This is a genomic window from Nocardioides sp. ChNu-153, assembly GCF_030466625.1.
Classification (GTDB): Bacteria; Actinomycetota; Actinomycetes; order Propionibacteriales; family Nocardioidaceae; genus Nocardioides.
The window spans coordinates 120302-138860 of sequence record NZ_JADEVT010000007.1; the positions used below are offsets into that span (position 1 = coordinate 120302).

General features: G+C 75.2%; 18 protein-coding genes. 14 read left to right on the forward strand and 4 right to left on the reverse strand.

Annotation, left to right across the window (positions count from 1 at the left end; all coding sequences use genetic code 11):
- The first annotated feature begins 8 nt into the window (after window positions 1–8).
- Genes INN71_RS11130 through INN71_RS11140 form a run of 3 tightly spaced genes read left to right on the forward strand, consistent with a single transcriptional unit; the run spans window position 9 to window position 2340 of the window.
- A complete protein-coding gene (locus INN71_RS11130; RefSeq protein WP_008356322.1) occupies window positions 9–110 on the forward strand; it encodes an AURKAIP1/COX24 domain-containing protein in 102 nt (33 codons plus the stop codon).
- A 33-nt stretch (window positions 111–143) separates the two neighbouring features.
- Entirely contained in the window at window positions 144–1238 is a 1095-nt protein-coding gene (locus tag INN71_RS11135) for an NAD-dependent epimerase/dehydratase family protein (RefSeq protein WP_277500559.1), read from the forward strand.
- Window positions 1231–2340, forward strand: coding sequence for a lysophospholipid acyltransferase family protein (locus INN71_RS11140; protein WP_301800391.1), 1110 nt, complete (start codon window positions 1231–1233; stop codon window positions 2338–2340). The genes INN71_RS11135 and INN71_RS11140 overlap by 8 nt, the downstream gene beginning before the upstream one ends.
- A gap of 70 nt (window positions 2341–2410) precedes the next feature.
- On the opposite strand, the gene INN71_RS11145 is transcribed toward INN71_RS11140, so the two are convergent.
- The 3 genes from INN71_RS11145 to INN71_RS11155 all read right to left on the reverse strand — a co-directional run bounded on the left by INN71_RS11145 (window position 2411) and on the right by INN71_RS11155 (window position 5559).
- On the reverse strand, window positions 2411–3637 hold the full coding sequence (locus tag INN71_RS11145; protein ID WP_277500107.1) for a DUF5667 domain-containing protein: 1227 nt from the start codon (window positions 3635–3637) through the stop codon (window positions 2411–2413).
- Between the two features lie 100 nt (window positions 3638–3737).
- Window positions 3738–4574: a sigma-70 family RNA polymerase sigma factor gene (locus INN71_RS11150; RefSeq protein ID WP_277500108.1), complete on the reverse strand. Its 837-nt coding sequence runs from the start codon at window positions 4572–4574 to the stop codon at window positions 3738–3740.
- Window positions 4575–4728: 154 nt separating this feature from the next.
- Window positions 4729–5559, reverse strand: a complete 831-nt coding sequence (locus INN71_RS11155) for an HAD family phosphatase (RefSeq protein ID WP_277500156.1) — start codon at window positions 5557–5559, stop codon at window positions 4729–4731.
- 141 nt (window positions 5560–5700) lie between these two features.
- On the opposite strand from INN71_RS11155, the gene INN71_RS11160 reads away from it, so the two are divergent.
- The 10 genes from INN71_RS11160 to hemB all read left to right on the forward strand — a co-directional run bounded on the left by INN71_RS11160 (window position 5701) and on the right by hemB (window position 15473).
- Window positions 5701–5973 carry a glutaredoxin family protein gene (locus tag INN71_RS11160; protein ID WP_277500109.1) on the forward strand — a complete coding sequence of 91 codons (273 nt, stop codon included), beginning with the start codon at window positions 5701–5703 and terminating at the stop codon, window positions 5971–5973.
- Window positions 5970–6551, forward strand: a complete 582-nt coding sequence (locus INN71_RS11165) for a hypothetical protein (protein WP_277500110.1) — start codon at window positions 5970–5972, stop codon at window positions 6549–6551. Before INN71_RS11160 ends, INN71_RS11165 begins: the two co-directional genes overlap by 4 nt.
- On the forward strand, window positions 6548–8038 hold the full coding sequence (locus INN71_RS11170) for a hypothetical protein (RefSeq protein WP_277500111.1): 1491 nt from the start codon (window positions 6548–6550) through the stop codon (window positions 8036–8038). The genes INN71_RS11165 and INN71_RS11170 overlap by 4 nt, the downstream gene beginning before the upstream one ends.
- Before the next feature lie 20 nt (window positions 8039–8058).
- The gene (locus tag INN71_RS11175; RefSeq protein WP_277500112.1) at window positions 8059–9159 is read left to right on the forward strand and encodes a glycosyltransferase family 2 protein; all 1101 of its coding nucleotides are present in this window, start codon (window positions 8059–8061) and stop codon (window positions 9157–9159) included.
- Window positions 9156–9563 carry a GtrA family protein gene (locus tag INN71_RS11180; RefSeq protein WP_301800395.1) on the forward strand — a complete coding sequence of 136 codons (408 nt, stop codon included), beginning with the start codon at window positions 9156–9158 and terminating at the stop codon, window positions 9561–9563. Before INN71_RS11175 ends, INN71_RS11180 begins: the two co-directional genes overlap by 4 nt.
- A gap of 154 nt (window positions 9564–9717) precedes the next feature.
- Window positions 9718–10479 carry a redox-sensing transcriptional repressor Rex gene (locus INN71_RS11185; RefSeq protein WP_301800397.1) on the forward strand — a complete coding sequence of 254 codons (762 nt, stop codon included), beginning with the start codon at window positions 9718–9720 and terminating at the stop codon, window positions 10477–10479.
- Window positions 10476–11780, forward strand: coding sequence for a glutamyl-tRNA reductase (locus INN71_RS11190; protein ID WP_277500115.1), 1305 nt, complete (start codon window positions 10476–10478; stop codon window positions 11778–11780). Before INN71_RS11185 ends, INN71_RS11190 begins: the two co-directional genes overlap by 4 nt.
- A complete protein-coding gene (gene hemC, locus INN71_RS11195) occupies window positions 11777–12769 on the forward strand; it encodes a hydroxymethylbilane synthase (RefSeq protein WP_301800400.1) in 993 nt (330 codons plus the stop codon). Before INN71_RS11190 ends, hemC begins: the two co-directional genes overlap by 4 nt.
- Window positions 12766–14469 carry a uroporphyrinogen-III synthase gene (locus tag INN71_RS11200; RefSeq protein ID WP_301800402.1) on the forward strand — a complete coding sequence of 568 codons (1704 nt, stop codon included), beginning with the start codon at window positions 12766–12768 and terminating at the stop codon, window positions 14467–14469. Before hemC ends, INN71_RS11200 begins: the two co-directional genes overlap by 4 nt.
- 41 nt (window positions 14470–14510) lie before the next feature.
- Window positions 14511–15473 (forward strand): porphobilinogen synthase, encoded by a 963-nt coding sequence (gene hemB / locus INN71_RS11205; protein ID WP_301800403.1) that lies wholly within the window; start codon window positions 14511–14513, stop codon window positions 15471–15473.
- A gap of 227 nt (window positions 15474–15700) precedes the next feature.
- Here hemB and INN71_RS11210 read toward each other — a convergent pair whose 3' ends face one another.
- Entirely contained in the window at window positions 15701–16984 is a 1284-nt protein-coding gene (locus INN71_RS11210) for a lytic transglycosylase domain-containing protein (protein WP_301800404.1), read from the reverse strand.
- Between the two features lie 211 nt (window positions 16985–17195).
- Here INN71_RS11210 and hemL point away from each other — a divergent pair, with 211 nt between their 5' ends.
- Window positions 17196–18530 carry a glutamate-1-semialdehyde 2,1-aminomutase gene (gene hemL, locus INN71_RS11215; protein ID WP_301800406.1) on the forward strand — a complete coding sequence of 445 codons (1335 nt, stop codon included), beginning with the start codon at window positions 17196–17198 and terminating at the stop codon, window positions 18528–18530.
- The last annotated feature ends 29 nt before the right edge of the window (window positions 18531–18559 follow it).

Genomic DNA, 18559 nt, shown 5'->3' on the forward strand with positions numbered 1-18559 from the left:
GGTTCTCCGTGGGTTCTGTCATCAAGAAGCGGCGCAAGCGCATGGCCAAGAAGAAGCACCGCAAGCTGCTCAAGAAGACGCGCGTCCAGCGCCGCAAGCTCGGCAAGTGAGCCCCGCGGGGGCTCCGTCTGCGAGGTGAACCGGTGGGCAAGGTCGTCCTCGTCACCGGCGTCTCCCGAGACCTCGGTCGACGTTTCGCACGTGCGATCGCGGACGACCCTGCCGTCGACCGCGTCATCGGTGTCGACGTCGTGCCCCCGCGCGGTGACATCGGCCCGATCTCCTTCGTGCGGGCCGACATCCGCACCCCCGTCATCGCCAAGGTCATGGCGCGGGAGGACGTCGACACCGTCGTCCACATGAGCGTGATCGCGACACCCGGTGCCACCGGGGGTCGCAACGCCATGAAGGAGCTCAACGTCATCGGGACGATGCAGCTCCTGGCCGCCTGCCAGAAGGTCGAGTCGGTGGAGCACGTCGTCGTGAAGTCGACGACGGCGGTGTACGGCGCGACCAGCCGCGACCCCGCGATGTTCACCGAGGCGTTCGAGCCGCGCGTCGCGCGCGGCGGCTACGCCAAGGACGCCCAGGAGGTCGAGGGCTACGTCCGCGGCTTCGCGCGTCGTCGGCCGAACGTGCGCGTCCTCATGCTGCGCATGGCCAACGTGCTCGGTCCGGGCGTGCAGAGCCCCATGACGTCGTACCTGCGACTCCCCGTGGTGCCGACCGTGCTCGGCTTCGACCCCCGCCTGCAGTTCCTCCACGCCGACGACCTCGTCGCCGCCCTGCGCCACGGCGTGCTGAGCGACGTCGCGGGCACCTTCAACGTCGCCGGCGACGGCGTGCTGACCCTGCGGCAGGCGCTCCGGCGGATGCAGCGACCCACGGTCGCGCTGCCGCCCGCCGCCCTCACCGGCATCGGCCAGCTCGTGCGTCGCGTCCGGCTGGCGGAGCTCTCGCCCGAGCTCCTCGCCCTGCTCACCTACGGCCGGGGTGTCGACACCTCGCGCTGCCGCGACGAGCTCGGCTTCCGTCCCGACTTCACGACCGCCGAGGCGCTCGCGGACTTCGCGGCCGACCTCGCCCCCACCTTCGCCGCGCCCGACCTGGTCCTCGGCTCCCTCGAGGACCGGCTGCGCAGCCGCGCGGCCGTGGCGGCGCCGCCCGCCGAGGCGGGCTCCGCGACCGACACCGGCGTGGTCCGACCGTTCGTGCCCCCAGGAGGCAGCCGTGGGTGACGCCGACATCATCCCGATCGGGACGCGCGGCCGCCCGGGCCGCGGCTCCGGCGGGAACCGCCCCTCCGCCCCCGCCCGGGACCTCGCCGGCGGGCGGGCGGGCGCCCGCCGTACGCCGCCGCCCGCCGCAGGACCACGCCCGGCCGAGCCGGGCGCGAGCGCCGTGGGCCGCCCGCCGACGACCACCGCGGAGCGCGGTCCCCTCGACGGCGTCCCGGTCGGTGACTGGCTGAGCGCGTTCCAGCAGGCCGCGGTCGAGCTCTTCGGGGACGACGCCGAGGCGCAGCTCGCCCGGTTCCTCGCCTTCCTGCGGCGCCGCCTCACCGGCGACTACGTCGTCGACGAGTTCGGGTTCGACGCGGAGATCACCCAGCGCTTCTTCATCGCGGCCCTGCGTCCCATCGCGCAGCGCTGGTTCCGCCTCGAGGTGCGCGGCATCGAGAACGTGCCCGTCGAGGGCGGGGCGCTCGTCGTCTCGAACCACTCCGGCACGGTCCCGGTGGACGGCCTGATGACGATGGTCGCCGTCCACGACCACGCCGGCCGCTCGCTGCGCCCCCTCGGGGCCGACCTCGTCTTCCGCCTGCCCGTCGTCAGCGCCCTCGCGCGCAAGAGCGGCACCACGCTGGCCTGCAACGACGACGCCGAGCGGCTGCTGCGTAACGGCGAGCTCGTCGGCGTGTGGCCCGAGGGCTTCAAGGGGATCGGGAAGCCGTTCTCCGAGCGCTACAAGCTGCAGCGCTTCGGGCGCGGCGGGTTCGTGAGCGCCGCGCTGCGCACCGGCGTGCCGATCGTGCCGCTGTCGGTCGTGGGCGCCGAGGAGATCTACCCCCTCGTCGGCAACCTGCCGTCCCTGGCCCGGCTGCTGGGGATGCCCTACATCCCCATCACGCCGACGTTCCCGCTGCTCGGGCCCCTCGGCCTCGTGCCGCTGCCGTCGAAGTGGGTGATGGAGTTCGGCGAGCCGATCCGCACCGACGAGTACGACGAGGGCGCGGCCGACGACCCGATGCTCGTGTTCAACCTGACCGACCAGGTGCGCGAGACGATCCAGCAGAGCCTCTACCGCCTGCTCGTCGACCGCGGCGGCGCGTTCGGCTGATCGCCGCGTTCGGCTGATCGCCAGGGGCGACCCGCCCGCTGACCCGGACCCGTGCGTCGCCCGGAGCGGGTCAGGGCCGCGTGCCGCCCAGCCCGAGGATCTCGTCGAGCGTCTCGGTCAGCGGCGCGGTCAGCTGTCGCAGCGGCTCCGCGAGCGGGCCCGTCAGGCCGAGCACGCCGTCGGTCGTGCCCGTGACGCCCGTGCCACCGGTGCCGGGCACCGGGGGCAGCGCGGGCACGGTCGGGGTGGTGCCGGCCGGCGGCGCAGCCGGGGTGTCGGGCGTGGCCGGGGTCGACGGGGCCTGCGGAGCCTGCGTCGGGTCCGCCGGGGTGGACGGGGCCGGTGCGGGCGCCTGCAGCGGCACGCCGAGGCTCCCGGCGCCGCCGCTGACGCTGCCCGGCGGCAGGCCCGCCGCACTGTCGACGGTCGGCAGCTTCAGCGGGTCGTCGGCGAGGCCGGCCTCGGCGAGGGCCACGGCGGAGGCGAGGGAGAAGGGCAGCTCGACGGCGGCGCCGGACCCGCAGTCGGGGCAGAGCGTCAGCGCGCGGTCGTCGATCGACTGCAGCGTGCCCACGACGTCGGCCAGCGCCGTCTTGGCGTCGCCGGTCAGTGCCGGCTCGAGCGGCGCGAGGGTGCCGAGGCTGTCGCGCACGAACTCGCGCAGGCGGGTGGCGTCGGTGTCGTCGCCCGAGGTGCCGTCGCCGATGAGGAGGGTCGCCGCCTCGTCGGCCTGCTCGCCGAAGGTGGTGAGCGAGTCCACGACGTACGACGTGCTGGCGGCGTCGTCGCGCTCCACGAGGCCCTGCACCTCGGCGAGGCGCTGCTCGGCGTGGCGCAGCGTCACCGTGCCACGCGAGGCGTCGGTGAGGCTGATGGTGCCCCGCGCGCCCTCGAGGGCGCGCTTGACCGGGTAGAGCGAGTCGCCGGGCAGGGCGTCCTGCGCGGCGTACGCCATCGTGCTGGAGCCACCGGCGAGCACCGCCACGCTCGCGGCGGCGACGAGGCTGCGCCGGCGGTGGGGGGGGTGCTCGCGCCGGGGGAGGCGCAGCAGGTCCTCGTCGGTGGCGGGCGCCGGCACCAGCGCGGTGTCGGCCTCGGCCAGCAGGCGGGCCCGCAGGTCGGCGGCGAAGTCCGCGCGGGGCGCGGGGGCGGTGGAGCGCTCGGCCCGCAGGGCGGCGACCACCTCGAGCAGGGGGGCGAGCTCGGGGCGCGGCGCAGGGGCGCCGTCGCCGGTCCGCTGCGCGAGCGCGACGTCGAGCTCCTCGGCACGGCGGCGGGCCGTCGGGAGGGACATCATGAGGCGGGTCCTGTCAGGTCGGTGGCCCTGCCCGAGGGAGGGGCGGACAGGTGCACTGCCTCGCCCAACGAGGGCACGGACGGGGAGGTTACGGCGGCGCTCACGACTCCCTGATCCCTTCCGGCATCAGCTTCGCCAGGTTGCGCACGCCCCGCAGCTGCAGCTGCTTCACCGCGCCCTCCGTGCGCTCCAGGGCGGCCGCCGTCTCAGCGATGCTCATGCCCTGCAGGAAGCGCATGACCAGGCAGTCCTGCTGCTCCGACGGGAGGCGGCCCAGCGCCTCCATGAGGATCTCGTTCGTGAGGGCGGAGAGCACCGTGCTCTCCGGCCCGTCGTCGTGGCCGTCGTCGTGCACGCCCATGTCCTCGACCGTGTGCTCGAGACGGGTGCGGCCGGCCTTGAAGTGGTCGGTGGTGAGGTTGCGCGCGATCGTCATCAGCCAGGCGCCGAAGTCGCGACCCTGCCAGCGGAAGTCGCCCATGCGCCGCAGCGCGCGGAAGAACGTCTCCGACGTCAGGTCCTCGGCCAGCGGCACCGAGCGGGTCCGGTAGTAGAGGAACCGGTAGACCGCGCCGTGGTAGTGGTCGTAGAGGAGGCCGAAGGCCTCCTTGTCCCCGCCGCGGGCGAGCTCCACGAGGCCGATGAGGCGCTCGCGCTCCTCGGGGCGCTCCTCGGTCGAGAACGCGTCCTCGGTGTCGTCCGGGGCCGCGCCCCCGCCGGCGCCGCCGGCCGGCCGGTCGCCCGCGGCCTCCTGGCGCGCCGGGTCGGTCGCGGTGGCCGCGAGCACGTGGGGCGAGCGGCGCACGCGGTGCGTCGGGTGCGGGACACCGGCGAGCCCGGGCTCGGTGCCGAGCCCGCCGAGGGCGGTGAGCACGACGTGGCGCAGCGCGTCGAGACCCTCCCCGACGGCAGGCGTGCGCCGACCTGCTGTGCTCATCGTGCCCTCCCCGGAACGCCGTCTCCCCCCGAGACGTCGGCCCAATGTAGGCCGACGTCCCAGGCTTGTGAACCGTTATCGGCAAACCCGGGAGCGATCTGCGGCGAACCGACCTACTCGTCGGAAAATTCTTCGCCGGACGGCGGACGCGGGCTCAGCGGCGGTGGCTGCGCAGCGCCGTACCGGCGGCCACGGCGCCGCCCACCGCACCTGCGGCGACGCCGGCGAGCACGCCGGCGCGGGCGGCCTTGCGCCCGGTGCGGTAGTCGCGCACCCGCCAGCCCCGCTCGCGGGCGAAGGCGCGCAGGCGGGCGTCGGGGTTGACGGCGCAGGGGTCGCCGACGAGCCCGAGCAGGGGGAGGTCGTTGGCGGAGTCGGAGTACGCCGAGCACCGCGACAGGTCGAGCCCCTCCCGCGCGGCGAGCGCCTTGACGGCCTCGCTCTTCGCGGGGCCGTGGAGCATCTCGCCGACGAGCCGGCCGGTGTAGACGCCGTCGACGTGCTCGGCCACCGTGCCCAGCGCGCCGGTCAGGCCGAGGCGGCGCGCGATCATCGTGGCCACCTCGATGGGTGCGGCGGTGACGAGCCAGACCCGCTGGCCCTGGTCGAGGTGGAGCTGCGCGAGCGCCCGCGTGCCCGGCCAGATCTTCGCGGCCATGGCCTCGTCGAAGATCTCCTCGACGAGCGACTCGAGCTCGCCGACGGTGTGGCCGGCGATGAAGCCCAGCGCGGAGTTGCGGGCGTCCGCCACGTGCGCCGGGTCCTCGACCCCCACGACGCGGAAGTAGGCCTGCTTCCAGACCGCGCCGGCGATCTCGCGCGTCGTGAAGAACTCGCGACGGTGCAGGCCGCGGGCGAGGTGGAAGATGCTCGCCCCCTGCATGAGCGTGTTGTCGACGTCGAAGAACGCCGCCGACGTGGGGTCGCGGGGCATGTCGAGCGCCGACTCGACCTCGGCGGCCGCGGCGGAGGCCTCGCCGGCCAGGCGGGAGCGGCGGCGCAGGTCCGTGGGGCGTCGCCCGGCGAGCGGGCGCGACTGCGGACGCTCGTCCGGCTCGACCGGTCCCTCGGGAGCCGGGCTCTCGTCGTCGGGGTGGGGCACAGGTCGCAGCCTAGAATGCGGGGCGTGTCACTTCCACCGATCTCGCCCGGCGACGCCCGCGTCGTGCTCTACGGACGCGAGGGCTGCCACCTGTGCGACGAGGCCCGCGCCGTCGTCGCCCAGGTGTGCGCGGAGCTCGGCGAGCGCTTCGTGGAGGTCGACGTGGACGAGGACGACGAGGCCGCGACGGCGGCCCGCATCGACCCCGACGAGATCCCGGTGACGTTCGTCGACGGGCGGCAGCACGACTTCTGGCGCGTCGACGCCGAGCGGCTCCGGTCCGCCCTCACCGCGTGACCGCCCGCTCCCACCCCCGCTCCCGCGGCCCGGTACGGCGACGCGCCCTCGCCGCGGTCGCCGTGCTGGCCGTCGTCCTCGTCGTGCTCGCCGTGCTGGGCGACTCCTTCGGGCGCGCGCGCCCCAGCGGCAGCTACCGCCCGGCCCTCGTGGGCAACACGGTCCTCGACGGCTGCTTCCCGCTGCCGGGCGACGCGCGACCCGACCTGGCGTTCGTCGTGCGCAGCGACGGCGACGTCGCCACCGACGCCGGCCCGCGCCGCCGCCTCGTCCTGCACTGGTCGGAGGTCGGGCTGCCGGAGGCGGCGACGGCGCTCGAGGAGGCGTTCACCGCCGTCGGGTTCACCGTCACGGACGCGACGTCGGGACCCGCCGACGGCGTCCTGCGACTGAGCGGCCCCGCCGGCGAGCGCGTGGTCGTCGAGCTGCGGTCCTTCGACGACGAGCCGCCGCTGCTCGTGCGCGGCGAGGCCGTCCTCGACCTGCCCGTCGCCGCCCCGGCCCGCACCGACCCCCCGTGCGACGCCGTGACGACCACGAAGCGCTTCGGCGACCGCCCGGGGGAGTGGTGGGAGTGAGGTGGCTGCGGGGGCTGACCCGCTCCGACCGCGTCCTGCTCGGCCTCGCGCTGGCGCACGTCCTCGTCGCGGCCTGGGTCTTCACGCTCGTCGGCGACGGCGCGCTGCACGGTGACGAGGCGGCGTACGCCGACGGCGGTCGCGCCCTGTCCAACCTCGCCCGCGACCTCGGGTCGCTGCGGGCCCCCGACACCGCCGAGCTCTCGCGCAACGTGGTGGCCAGCGGCTGGTTCATGCCCGGCATGGCGGTCGTGACCGCGCCCTGGTTCCTCGTGGTGCCGGACGGGGACGTCGCCGGTCTGCGGGCCTACCTCGCGGTCGTGTCCACGCTCCTGCTGCTGCTCGCGGCCTGGCGCGTGCGGGGCGTGCTCGGCGCGGTGCCCGCCGGGGCGCTGCTGGTGCTGCCCGGCCTGGTGCCGACCTGGGCCGCGTTCTCGATGGGCGTGTGGGGCGACCTGCTCGCCGGTCTCGTCGTGGTGCTGCTGCTCTGCGAGCTCGTCGTGGTCGGGCGCGGCCTGCGCGCGGGCAGGGCCCCGTCGTGGGGCCGCGGCGTCGGTCTGGGGGTGCTCGCGGTCGCGGCGGTCTACCTCCGCTCGAGCACCTCGCTGCTGGTCGTGGGTCTCGGGGTCGTCACGGTGCTCGCCGCCGTGCTGCTGCTGCGGGGCCGGGAGCGGCTGCGCGGCCTCGCCGTCGCAGCCCTCGGCGGCGTCGCGTTCGTCGCCCTGCTCACCCCCTGGTCGGTCGCGGCGTCGGCAGCCCTGGACGCGCCCGTGGTCACCACCACCACGGTGCCCACCGTGCTCGCCAACACCTTCGGCGACCGCGACGAGGTCTGCTTCGGGCCCTGCGACCCGGGGTCGACGCTGTGGTTCAGCCCGTTGCGCTACGCCCGGGAGACGGGCGCGGCCACCGGCACCCCCGAGACGGAGGTGCTGGAGCAGATGTCGACCCACGCCCGGGCCGACGTCACGCCGGGCTCCTACTCCCGCGACGTGCTGCGCAACCTGCACGACTACACGAAGGACCCCGACCGGTTCCTGACGTGGCTCGGCGCCCCGGCCGGCCCGTCGCGGGTGCTCGCCGAGGGCGTGACCGACGTGATGGTGTGGTCGGGGTTCGCCGCGGGGGTCGCGCTGCTGCTGACGGTGGCCCGCCGCCACCGCGACCTCCAGGTGCTCGGCGTGCTGCTGACGCTGTCGCTGGGGGCCCTGCTGACCCAGCCGTTCGTGCACGTCTCGGGTCCCCGCTACTGGACCACCGCCGCGCCGGTCCTCGGGCTGGGCGCGGCCTGGGTGTGGGCGGTCGCGCGCTCGCGGCGGGAGGGTGCGCCGTACCCCGCGGGGTTCGTGCCGGCGCCCGAGGTGGCCCCGGGACGCGCGGGGATCGACGCGGCGTACGGCACCTGGCTGGTGCGGGTGCAGGCGCTGCTGGCGGTGGGCTGCGTGCTGGTGGCGGCCGGCGTGCTGGTCCTGGCGGCCCTGGGGTGAGGCCCGATGATGGGACGACGGTGACGGACGAGCAGACGGACGAGCAGGAGGAGCGGGTCGTGGAGGCGCAGCAGGTGCACGCGGAGCAGGTGGCCGCGACGGCGACGACCAGCGGGGAGACCGGTGGTCGGCGCCGGTTGGCCTACGTGCTGCCCGTGTACGACGAGGCCGAGGTCGTGGAGACCTTCCACCGCACCCTGTCGGAGACGGTGGCGCAGCGCCCCGACCTCGACGTCGAGTTCGTCTACGTCGACGACGGCAGCGCCGACGACTCCCTGGACCGCCTCCTCGCGCTGCGCGAGACCGACGACCGCGTGACCGTCATCGCCCTGTCGCGCAACTTCGGCCACCAGCTCGCGGTGACCGCGGGCCTCGACGCGGTCGGCGACGCCGACGCGGTCGTGGTCATGGACACCGACCTGCAGGACCCGCCGCGGGTCAGCCTCGAGCTCGTCGAGCGCTGGGAGGCGGGCGCCGACGTCGTCTACGCCCAGCGCCGCACCCGGCAGGACACGCGCTTCAAGCGGCTCACCGCCTGGGCGTTCTACAAGCTGCTCGCCCGGATGGCCGACGTGGACATCCCGCGCGACACCGGCGACTTCCGGCTGATGGACGCCCGGGTCGTCGCGGAGATCGGCCGCTACCGCGAGCACGGCCGCTTCCTGCGCGGCATCGTGGCGCACGTCGGCTTCCGCCAGGAGGCCGTGCTGTTCGACCGCGACGAGCGGTTCGCCGGTTCCACCGGCTACCCGCTGCGGGCCATGATCTCCTTCGCCTCGCACGGCATCCTCGGCTTCTCCACCGCCCCGCTGCGGCTCATCAGCAAGCTGGGCGTGCTCATCTCCGCGCTCAGCCTGGTGGTCGCGGGCTACGTGCTCTACGTGCGGCTGGTCACCCCGGAGGAGGCCGTGCCGGGCTGGGCGTTCCTCGGCGCCGGCATGTTCCTGCTGTCGGGCCTGCAGCTGATCATGATGGGCGTCATCGGCTCCTACCTCGGCCGCGTGTACGTCGAGACGCAGGACCGGCCGCTCTACTCGCTCGCGCTCGTGGCCCGGGGCCCGCGCAGCGCCCCGCCGGCGGTGTCGTCCGGCGAGCGGCGCCGCGGGGCGACCCACCGGTGAGGCTGCTGCGCCGGCTCCCCCCGCAGCTGCGCTTCGCCGGCGTCGGAGTGGTCAACACCGCCCTCGACGTCGGGATCTTCTGGCTGCTGCACGGGCCGCTCGGCATCACCCTGGCCAACCTGGTCTCCACGAGCGCCGGCATGACGTTCAGCTTCGTCGTCAACGGCCTCTTCACGTTCGACGCCGCCCGCCTCACGCTGCGCCACGCGCTGCTCTTCGTGGCCACGACGGGCGCGACGATGTGGGTGATCCAGCCCCTCGTCATCCACGCGCTGCTGTGGGTGGTCGACCCCGTGATCGTGGCGAAGGTGCTTGCGATAGGTTGCAGCCTCGTCGTCAACTTCGCGGCCTACCGCTTCGTCGTGTGGCCCCGTCGGGCCGCCGAGCCGGACGCAGGAGCCTGACCGGCGCCGTCGTGCGCTGCCCGACGAGGCCCTCGTCGGTTTGTCCTGCCGTTCGCGAACTCCTACAGTGAGCGGGCCGCGCGCGCCCCCAGGTGCCCCCCGGTTCCGCCCTCCTGACACAGGCGAGCCCGTGCGCGGCTGGAGACGAGACACGTTGACTGCACGGACCCAGGCCGAGAGCCCCCGGGGCATCCCGGAGGCCACCGTCGCGCGGCTTCCCCTGTACCTCCGTGCCCTGACCGCGCTGGCCGAGTCGGCCACCCCCACGTGCTCGAGCGAGGACCTCGCCGCGGCCGCCGGGGTGAACTCCGCCATGCTGCGCAAGGACCTCTCGCACCTGGGCTCCTACGGCACCCGCGGCGTCGGCTACGACGTCGAGAACCTGCGCTACCAGATCGCCCACGAGATCGGGCTGACCCAGGACCGCAACGTGGTCGTGGTGGGCCTCGGCAACCTCGGGCAGGCGCTCGCGAACTACGCCGGGTTCCGCTCCCGCGGCTTCCGGGTCGTCGCGCTGCTCGACGCCGACCCCCGCCTCTTCGGCACCGGCGTGGCCGGGCTGGGCGTGCGCCCCGTGGCCGAGCTCGAGGACGTCGTCGCCAGCCTCGACGTCGCGATCGGCGTCATCGCCACGCCGGCCTCGGCCGCCCAGGACGTGGCCGACCGCCTCGTCGCCGCGGGCGTCGCCAGCATCCTCAACTTCGCGCCGACGGTGCTCGTCGTCCCCGAGGGCGTGGAGGTGCGCAAGGTGGACCTGTCCATCGAGCTGCAGATCCTGGCCTTCCACGAGCAGCGCCGCTCCCCGTCGTACGTCGGGGGAGCCACGGGCGCGGGCGGGCACGACCACGACGTCGTCGGAACGGACGGCCACGGGCGACGGGTCGTCGCCGCGGGCCACGGGGAGGAGTCGCGATGAGCGTGCTGGTCGTGGGGGTCTCCCACCACTCGGCGCCGGTGGCCGTGCTGGAGCGGCTGGCGCTGGACGCCGAGGGCGCCCAGAAGCTGGTCGCGGAGGTCGCGAACGCGGAGCACGTCACCGAGGCGACGGTGATCGCGACGTGCAACCGCCTCGAGATCTACACCGAGGTCGAGCGCTTCCACGGCAGCATCGAGACGATCTCCCGCCTGCTCATCGAGCGGGGCGGCGCGACGACCGAGGCGATGCTCCCGCACCTGTACGTGCACTACGACGACGCCGCCGTCTCCCACCTCTTCCGGGTGGCCGCCGGCCTCGACTCGATGGTCGTCGGTGAGGGCCAGATCCTCGGCCAGGCCCGCGAGGCGCTGCGCCTGGGCCAGGAGCTCGGCACGGTCGGGCCCGCCCTCAACGTGCTGTTCCAGCAGGCGCTGCGCGTGGGCAAGCGCGCCCACGCCGAGACCGACATCGACCGCGCCGCCCCGTCCCTGGTGACGGCCGCGCTCGAGCTGGCCGCGCCGCAGGTCGGCGGCCTCGCCGGGCGCCGCGCCGTGGTCGTCGGTGCCGGGGCGATGGCCTCGCTCGCGACCGCCACACTGGCCCGCGCCGGGGTCGCCGAGCTCGTCGTCGTCAACCGCACCGAGCCCAACGCCTCCCGCCTGGCGGGGGAGTACGGCGCCCGCTCGGCCCAGCTGCCCGACCTCGAGCGCGAGCTGGTCGGCGCCGACGTCGTCGTGTCCTGCACCGGCTCGACCGGCACCGTGCTGACCCGCGAGCTCGTCGAGCGCGCCCGCAGTGGCCACGACGACCCGGCCCGGCCGCTGGCCGTCGTCGACCTCGCCCTGCCCCACGACGTGGAGCCCGGTGTGGCCGAGCTGCCCGGCGTGCTGCTGCTCGGGCTCGCCCGCCTGGCCGACGAGCTGCGCATCGCCGAGGTCGCCCCCGGCATCGACGCGGTGCGCGAGATCGTCACCCAGGAGATCGCGGCCTTCACCTCGGCCCGCCGCCAGGCGAGCGTGACGCCGACCGTGGTCGCGCTGCGCACGATGGCGACGACCGTCGTGGAGGCGGAGATGGCCCGCCTCGACGGTCGCCTGCCCCACCTCGACCCCGCCGCGCGCGCCGAGGTGCTGCAGACGGTGCGCCGCGTCGCCGACAAGCTGCTCCACCAGCCCACGGTGCGCGTGAAGCAGCTCGCCAACGAGCAGGGCGCGGTGTCGTACGCCGCCGCGCTGGCCGAGCTGTTCGCCCTCGACCCCGACGCGGTCGACGCCGTGACCCGGCCGGGGGGACGCCCGTGACCGCCGCAACCCCCACCGGCACCGCCGCCCAGCGCCCCCTGCGCCTGGGCACCCGCGCCTCCGCGCTCGCCACGACGCAGTCGGGTCACGTCGCGGCGCTCATCACCGAGCGCACCGGGCGGCCCGTCAAGCTCGTCGAGGTGACGACCCACGGCGACGTGAACCGCGCCCCGCTCGCCAGCATCGGCGGCACCGGCGTGTTCGTCAGCGCGCTGCGCGACGCGCTGCTCGACGGCGAGGTCGACCTGGCCGTCCACTCGCTGAAGGACCTGCCGACCGGGCCGGCCGCGGGCATCGCGCTCGCCGCCGTACCCCCGCGGGAGGACCCGCGCGACGTGGTCGTGGCCCGCGACGGGCTGACGCTCGGCGAGCTGCCGGTCGGCAGCCGCGTGGGGACCGGCTCGCCGCGCCGGGCCGCCCAGCTCGCGGCCCTCGGCCTGGGCCTCGAGATCGTGGCCATCCGCGGCAACGTCGACACGCGCATCGGCAAGATCGCCGCCGGCGAGGTCGACGCCGTGCTCCTGGCCCGCGCCGGGCTCGCCCGCCTGGGCCGCGAGGCCGAGGTCACCGAGACCATCGACCCGTTCCAGATGCTCCCCGCGCCCGGCCAGGGAGCCCTGGCCGTCGAGTGCCGGGCCGCCGACGCCGATCTGGTGGAGCTGCTCGGGGCGCTCGACGACCCCGGCACCCGGGCGGCCGTGACCGCCGAGCGCGCCGTGCTCTCCACGCTGGAGGCCGGGTGCTCCGCGCCCGTCGGGGCGCTGGCCGAGGTGGTCGAGGGCGACGAGGGGGAGGAGCTGTGGCTGCGTGCCGTGGTGCTCTCCGTCGACGGCGCCCTCAGCATCCGGATGTCCTCCACCGGCTCCCCCGGCGACGCCCACGGCGTCGGGAGCCGCCTCGGCCAGGAGATGCTGGCCGACGGTGCCGCCGACCTGATGGAAGGCCCTCAGCCAGAGGGTCCCGACCGAGTGAGAGAGCAGCACGCATGACGCGACGTACCGCCACTCCGAGCACCACCGCCACCTCCACGGGGGGCGCCACCGGCGCACCCGAGGGCACCGGGTGGGTCTCGTTCGTCGGCAGCGGACCGGGTGACCCGGGCCTGCTGACGGTCCGTGCTCTCGACCTGCTGCGCGACGCGGACGTCGTCGTGACCGAGGCACCCGACCACGAGCTCCTCGTGCGCTCCGCGCTCGGCATCCCGACCCCGACGGTCGTCAAGGACGCCGACGGCGTCGAGACCGTCGTCGACACCGCGCCGACCTTCGTCGACGGCGGCTTCGGCGAGGACGGCCAGCCGCTCACCCACGCCGCGCGGGCCAAGGTCGTGCTCAAGCACGCGCGCAGCGGTGCCCGCGTCGTGCGCCTCATGACGGGCGACCCGTTCCTCTACGCCTCGGGCCCCGAGGAGGCGCAGGCCTGCGTCAAGGCCGGGATCGGCTTCGAGATCGTGCCGGGCGTCTCGTCGGCGACCGCGGTGCCGGCGTACGCGGGCATCCCGCTGACGACCCGCAACCACCGCGAGGTCACCGTCGTGGCCTGCACCGACAAGGTGGACTGGAACGCGTACGCCGACGGCCGCACGCTCGTGCTGCTCAGCTCGGTCGGCCCGATCGCGGAGGTCGCCTCGGCGCTCGTCGCCGCCGGCCGGGCCGCCACGACGCCGGTCGCCATGACCCGGGTCGGCACGACGACCGAGCAGGTGACCGTCACCTCGACGCTGGAGCACATCGCGGCCGACGCCCGCGCCGCTCGCATCCAGCCGCCCGCCGTCACGGTCGTCGGCGAGGTCGTCGACCTGCGCGAGACGCTGTCGTGGTTCGAGACCAAGCCGCTGTTCGGCTGGCGCGCGCTGGTGCCCCGCACGAAGGACCAGGCCGGCGCGCTGTCCGCCCGCCTGCGGGGGTACGGCGCGGTGCCCGAGGAGGTGCCGACCATCTCGGTCGAGCCGCCCCGCAACCCGCAGCAGATGGACAAGGCCGTGCGCGGCCTCGTCGAGGGCCGCTACGAGTGGATCGCGTTCACCTCGGTGAACGCGGTGCGCGCCGTGCGCGAGAAGTTCGAGGAGTACGGGCTCGACGCCCGCGCGTTCTCGGGCCTCAAGATCGCCGCGGTCGGCGACAAGACGGCCGAGGCCATCGCGGCCTGGGGCCTGCGCGCCGACCTCGTGCCCTCCGGCGAGCAGTCGGCCGCCGGGCTGCTCGAGGACTGGCCCGAGTACGACGACGTGCTCGACCCGATCAACCGCGTCTTCCTCCCGCGCGCCGACATCGCGACGGAGAACCTGGTCGCGGGCCTCGTCGACAAGGGCTGGGAGTGCGACGACGTGACGGCCTACCGCACGGTGCGCGCCGCGCCGCCGGCCGCGCCGGTGCGCGACGCCATCAAGACCGGCAAGTTCGACGCGGTCGTCTTCACGTCGTCCTCGACGGTGCGCAACCTCGTCGGCATCGCCGGCAAGCCGCACCCGTCGACGGTCATCGCGGTCATCGGGCCCGCCACGGCCAAGACGGCCGAGGAGCACGGCCTGCGGGTCGACGTCATGGCGCCCTCGCCGTCGATGGAGGCGCTCGTGGACGCGCTGGCCGACTTCGGCGCGACCCGCCGGCTCGGGCTGCTGGAGTCCGGGCAGCCCGTCACCAAGCCGTCGGACCGCAAGGCGTCGGCGCGCCGGAAGGTCTCGAACTGAGCGCCACCGGGTCGGGCGACCTCCCGGCGCGGCCCCCCGTCGTGCGGCCGCGCCGGCTCCGGCGTACCCCCGCCCTGCGGGAGCTCGTCGCCGAGACCTCCGTGCGGCCCCGGCAGCTGGTGCTGCCGGTGTTCGTGCGCGAGGGCGCGACCCAGCCGGTGCCGATCTCGTCGATGCCGGGGGTCGTGCAGCACACGCGGGACTCGCTGCGCTCGGCCGCCGTCGAAGCGGCCGAGCTCGGTCTCGGCGGGATCATGCTCTTCGGCGTGCCGGAGGCGAAGGACGCGACGGGCTCCGGCGCGGTCGACCCGGCCGGCATCCTCAACGTCGCGATCGCCGACGTCGCCGCGGAGGTGGGCGACGCCCTGCCCGTGATGGCCGACCTGTGCCTCGACGAGTTCACCGACCACGGCCACTGCGGCCTGCTCGACCCCCACGGCCGGGTGGACAACGACGCGACGCTCGAGGTGTACGCCGAGATGGCCCGCGCCCAGGCCGCCGCCGGCGCCGACGTGGTCGGGCCCAGCGGCATGATGGACGGCCAGGTCGCCGTCATCCGCGCCGCGCTCGACGGCGCCGGCGCGAGCGACGTGGCGATCCTCGCCTACTCGGCGAAGTACGCCTCCGCCTTCTACGGCCCCTTCCGCGAGGCCGTCGACTCCTCGCTGGTCGGCGACCGCCGTACCTACCAGCAGGACGGCGCCAACGCCGTCGAGGGCGTGCGCGAGGCGCTGCTCGACGTCGCGCAGGGCGCGGACATGGTGATGGTGAAGCCCGCGCTCGCCTACCTCGACGTCGTACGACGGGTGCGCGACGCCGTCGACGTGCCGGTCGCGGCGTACAACATCTCGGGCGAGTACGCCATGCTCGAGGCCGCCGCGGCCCACGGTTGGATCGACCGCGAGGCCGCGATCCTCGAGACGCTGACGTCGATCCGCCGCGCCGGCGCCGACGTCGTGCTGACCTACTGGGCCGCCGAGGCCGCCCGGCTGCTGCGCGCCTGAGCGCCCCGCCCGTCGCCGCGACGGGCTGGTCGCCGCAGGGGTCGCGGTAGGAGCGGCAGTGGACGACTACCGCTCCTACCGCGGCCAGCCGCCGCCGCGCGTCCGCCCGGCCGGCCGTGCGGGTCGTGGACTACGGGCGAGCGGGGGCGGTGCTGCAGGTCCCGGACGCAACAGCGCCCCGGCTCCAGGAGGAGAACCGGGGCGCTGCGCGGGGGATCGGGGTGGGCTCAGCCGCCGCTGCCGCGGATGAGGCGGTCGACGCAGGCGGCGAGAGCGCGAGCATCGATGGCCAGGATGCCGCTAGCAAGGCACCGGGTCGTAGCCTCCAGTTCCGTGAGCACCGCACGAACTGGTGCCTCAACGACGGGCGGCAGGACGGGCGCCGGGGGTGGGGTGGGCGCGGGGGTCGGGTCGGTCCCAGGGATCGTGACGGGGCCGTCCGAGCCGGGGGTCTCGCCGCCGGTGCCGCCGCCGGTACCACCGCCGGTGCCCGGCGTGGAGCCGCCGCCCGTGCCGGGCGTGGAGCCGCCGCCGGTGCCCGGGGTCGAGCCGCTGCCGGTGCCGCCACCCGTGCCGGGCGTCGCGCCGGCACCGGTGCCACCCGTGCCGCCGGCCGCCGGGGCGCCGGGACGACCCGGGACCGCGGTGTCGGTCGAGCCGCCGTCGTTCGGGCGGGTCGTGACCGGGTCGGGGACGAAGTAGTTCGACGCCGCCACCGCGTTCGGGACCGACGTGTACTCGCCCTCGAGGTAGGCCTCCTCGATGGCGAGCACGAGGTTCACGTACTCGTCGCTGTGGTTGTAGCGGTGCACCGCCGAGCGCTTGCCGGCCTCGGTGGACAGGTCCTCGTCGCCCGAGCACAGGTACACGGCCGTGGCGAGCGCCGCGTCGTGGATGTTCTGCGGGTCGCGCACGCCGTCGCGGTCGGCGTCGACGCCGACGACGCGCCACGTGGAGGGGATGAACTGCATGGGGCCGACCGCACGGTCGTACGTCGCGTCGTTGTCGAGCTCGGCCGCGTCGGTGTCCATGATCCGCGCCGTGCCGTTCGAGCCGTCCAGGGGGATGCCGAAGATGCCCGGCGTCGCCACGCCCTTCTCGTCGAGCTGCGTGCCGCCGTACCGGCCGTGGTCGGACTCGACGCGACCGATGGCCGCCACGAGCTGCCACGAGATGCGGCACGAGGAGTCGGCGCCGTTGATGATCGTCTGCGCCCGCTGGTAGGCGCCCAGGGCGACCGCGGGGATGCCGCTCGTGCTCGACGCGCTCACGATGGAGCTGTCGGTCTGCGTCGCGGAGACGGCCTCGGGGAGGGAGACGCTCGCGGGGGCCTCGACGGCCGCCTCGGGCACCTCGACCGCGCCCGGGGTCGCGCCGCCCTCGTCGGCCGCGGTCAGCGTGCCGACCGGGCCGCCGGCCCCGGCGATCGCGACGGTGCAGGCCGCGGACAGGGCCGCCATGGGCGCGAGCGCGGTGGCCTTCTGCCACCGCGCGAAGCGGGTTGTGCTCATCGTTCTCTCCCCTGGTGACCAGTGCGGATCGTCGTGCGGCTCCCTCAAGCCGTGTGACGTGGACAACGCTGCTGTTCCCGGCAGGTTACGACCGCACCCCAACCACGAACGTCCTTGACCATATCTTGAGGAAACGCCCCTGTCATGGGTTCGCGCGAGCATCTGCGCGACCGGTGGTCGACGGCTTGGCCGCATCGGCGAGAATGGGCCGGTGCCCGCCCCGACCGAACGCCCCACCGCGCGCTCCGCGGACCTCTTCGCGCGTGCCGGTGCGGTGACCCCGGGCGGCGTCAACTCGCCCGTCCGGGCGTTCGGTGCCGTCGGGGGCACGCCGCGGTTCATCGCCAGCGCCGAGGGCGCCTGGCTGACGGACGTCGACGGCAACCGGTACGTCGACCTCGTCGGCTCCTGGGGCCCCATGCTGCTCGGCCACGCCCACCCCGAGGTGATCGCGGCCGTGCAGGCGGCGGTGGCGCGGGGCACGTCGTACGGCACCCCCACCGAGACCGAGGTGCTGCTGGCCGAGGAGATCGTGGCGCGCACCCCGGTGGAGCGCGTGCGGTTCACCTCGTCGGGCACCGAGGCGACGATGTCGGCCATCCGCCTCGCCCGCGGGGCCACGGGCCGCGACGTCGTCGTGAAGTTCGCCGGCTGCTACCACGGTCACGTCGACGCGCTGCTGGCCAGCGCCGGCTCCGGCCTGGCGACCTTCGCGGTGCCGGGCACGCCGGGCGTCCCGCAGTCGGCCACCGACCTCACGCTCGTGCTGCCCTACAACGACCGGGCGGCCGTCGAGAAGGTGTTCGCCGAGCACGGCGAGCGCATCGCCTGCCTCGTCACCGAGGCCGTCCCCGGCAACATGGGCGTCGTCCCGCCCGAGCCGGGCTTCAACCGGTTCCTCGCGGAGACCTGCCGCGCCCACGGCGCCCTCTTCGTCTCCGACGAGGTGATGACCGGCTTCCGCGCCACCCGCCAGGGCGGCTGGGGCCTCGACGGCGCGCACGAGGGCTGGGTGCCCGACCTCATGACGTTCGGCAAGGTGATGGGCGGCGGTCTGCCCGCCGCCGCGTTCGGCGGCCGAGCGGACGTGATGTCGCTGCTCTCGCCCCAGGGCCCCGTCTACCAGGCCGGCACGCTGTCGGGGAACCCCGTGGCGACCACGGCGGGCCTCACCACCCTGCGCCTGGCCACCGACGAGGTGTACGAGCGGGTGGGCACCGTCGCGAGCACGATCGCCGAGGCCGCCTCCGCCGCGCTCGCCGCCGAGGGCGTGCCCCACCTGGTGCAGAGCGCCGGCACGATGTTCTCCGTCTTCCTCACCGACCCGGCCTCGCCGCGCAGCGCCGTCCGCGACTTCGACGACGCGCAGGCGCAGCACCTGCCGGCGTACGCCGCCTTCTTCCACGCCATGCTCGACGCGGGGGTCCACCTGCCGCCGTCGGCGTACGAGGTGTGGTTCTGCTCCGCCGCCCACGACGACGCCGCCGTGAGCCACGTGCTCGAGGCGCTCCCCGGCGCCGCCCGGGCCGCCGCCGCGACGTACTGACGCCCCCGACGCCCCACCCGCCCGCACCC

What these genes read in the sequence shown, in the direction of transcription:
- INN71_RS11150 (WP_277500108.1), bottom strand. Translation starts at nt 4,574, where the DNA reads ATGAGCACAGCAGGTCGGCGCACGCCTGCCGTCGGGGAGGGTCTCGAC.
- INN71_RS11190 (WP_277500115.1), top strand. Translation starts at nt 10,476, where the DNA reads ATGAGCGTGCTGGTCGTGGGGGTCTCCCACCACTCGGCGCCGGTGGCC.
- INN71_RS11145 (WP_277500107.1), bottom strand. Translation starts at nt 3,637, where the DNA reads ATGATGTCCCTCCCGACGGCCCGCCGCCGTGCCGAGGAGCTCGACGTC.
- INN71_RS11210 (WP_301800404.1), bottom strand. Translation starts at nt 16,984, where the DNA reads ATGAGCACAACCCGCTTCGCGCGGTGGCAGAAGGCCACCGCGCTCGCG.
- INN71_RS11200 (WP_301800402.1), top strand. Translation starts at nt 12,766, where the DNA reads ATGACGCGACGTACCGCCACTCCGAGCACCACCGCCACCTCCACGGGG.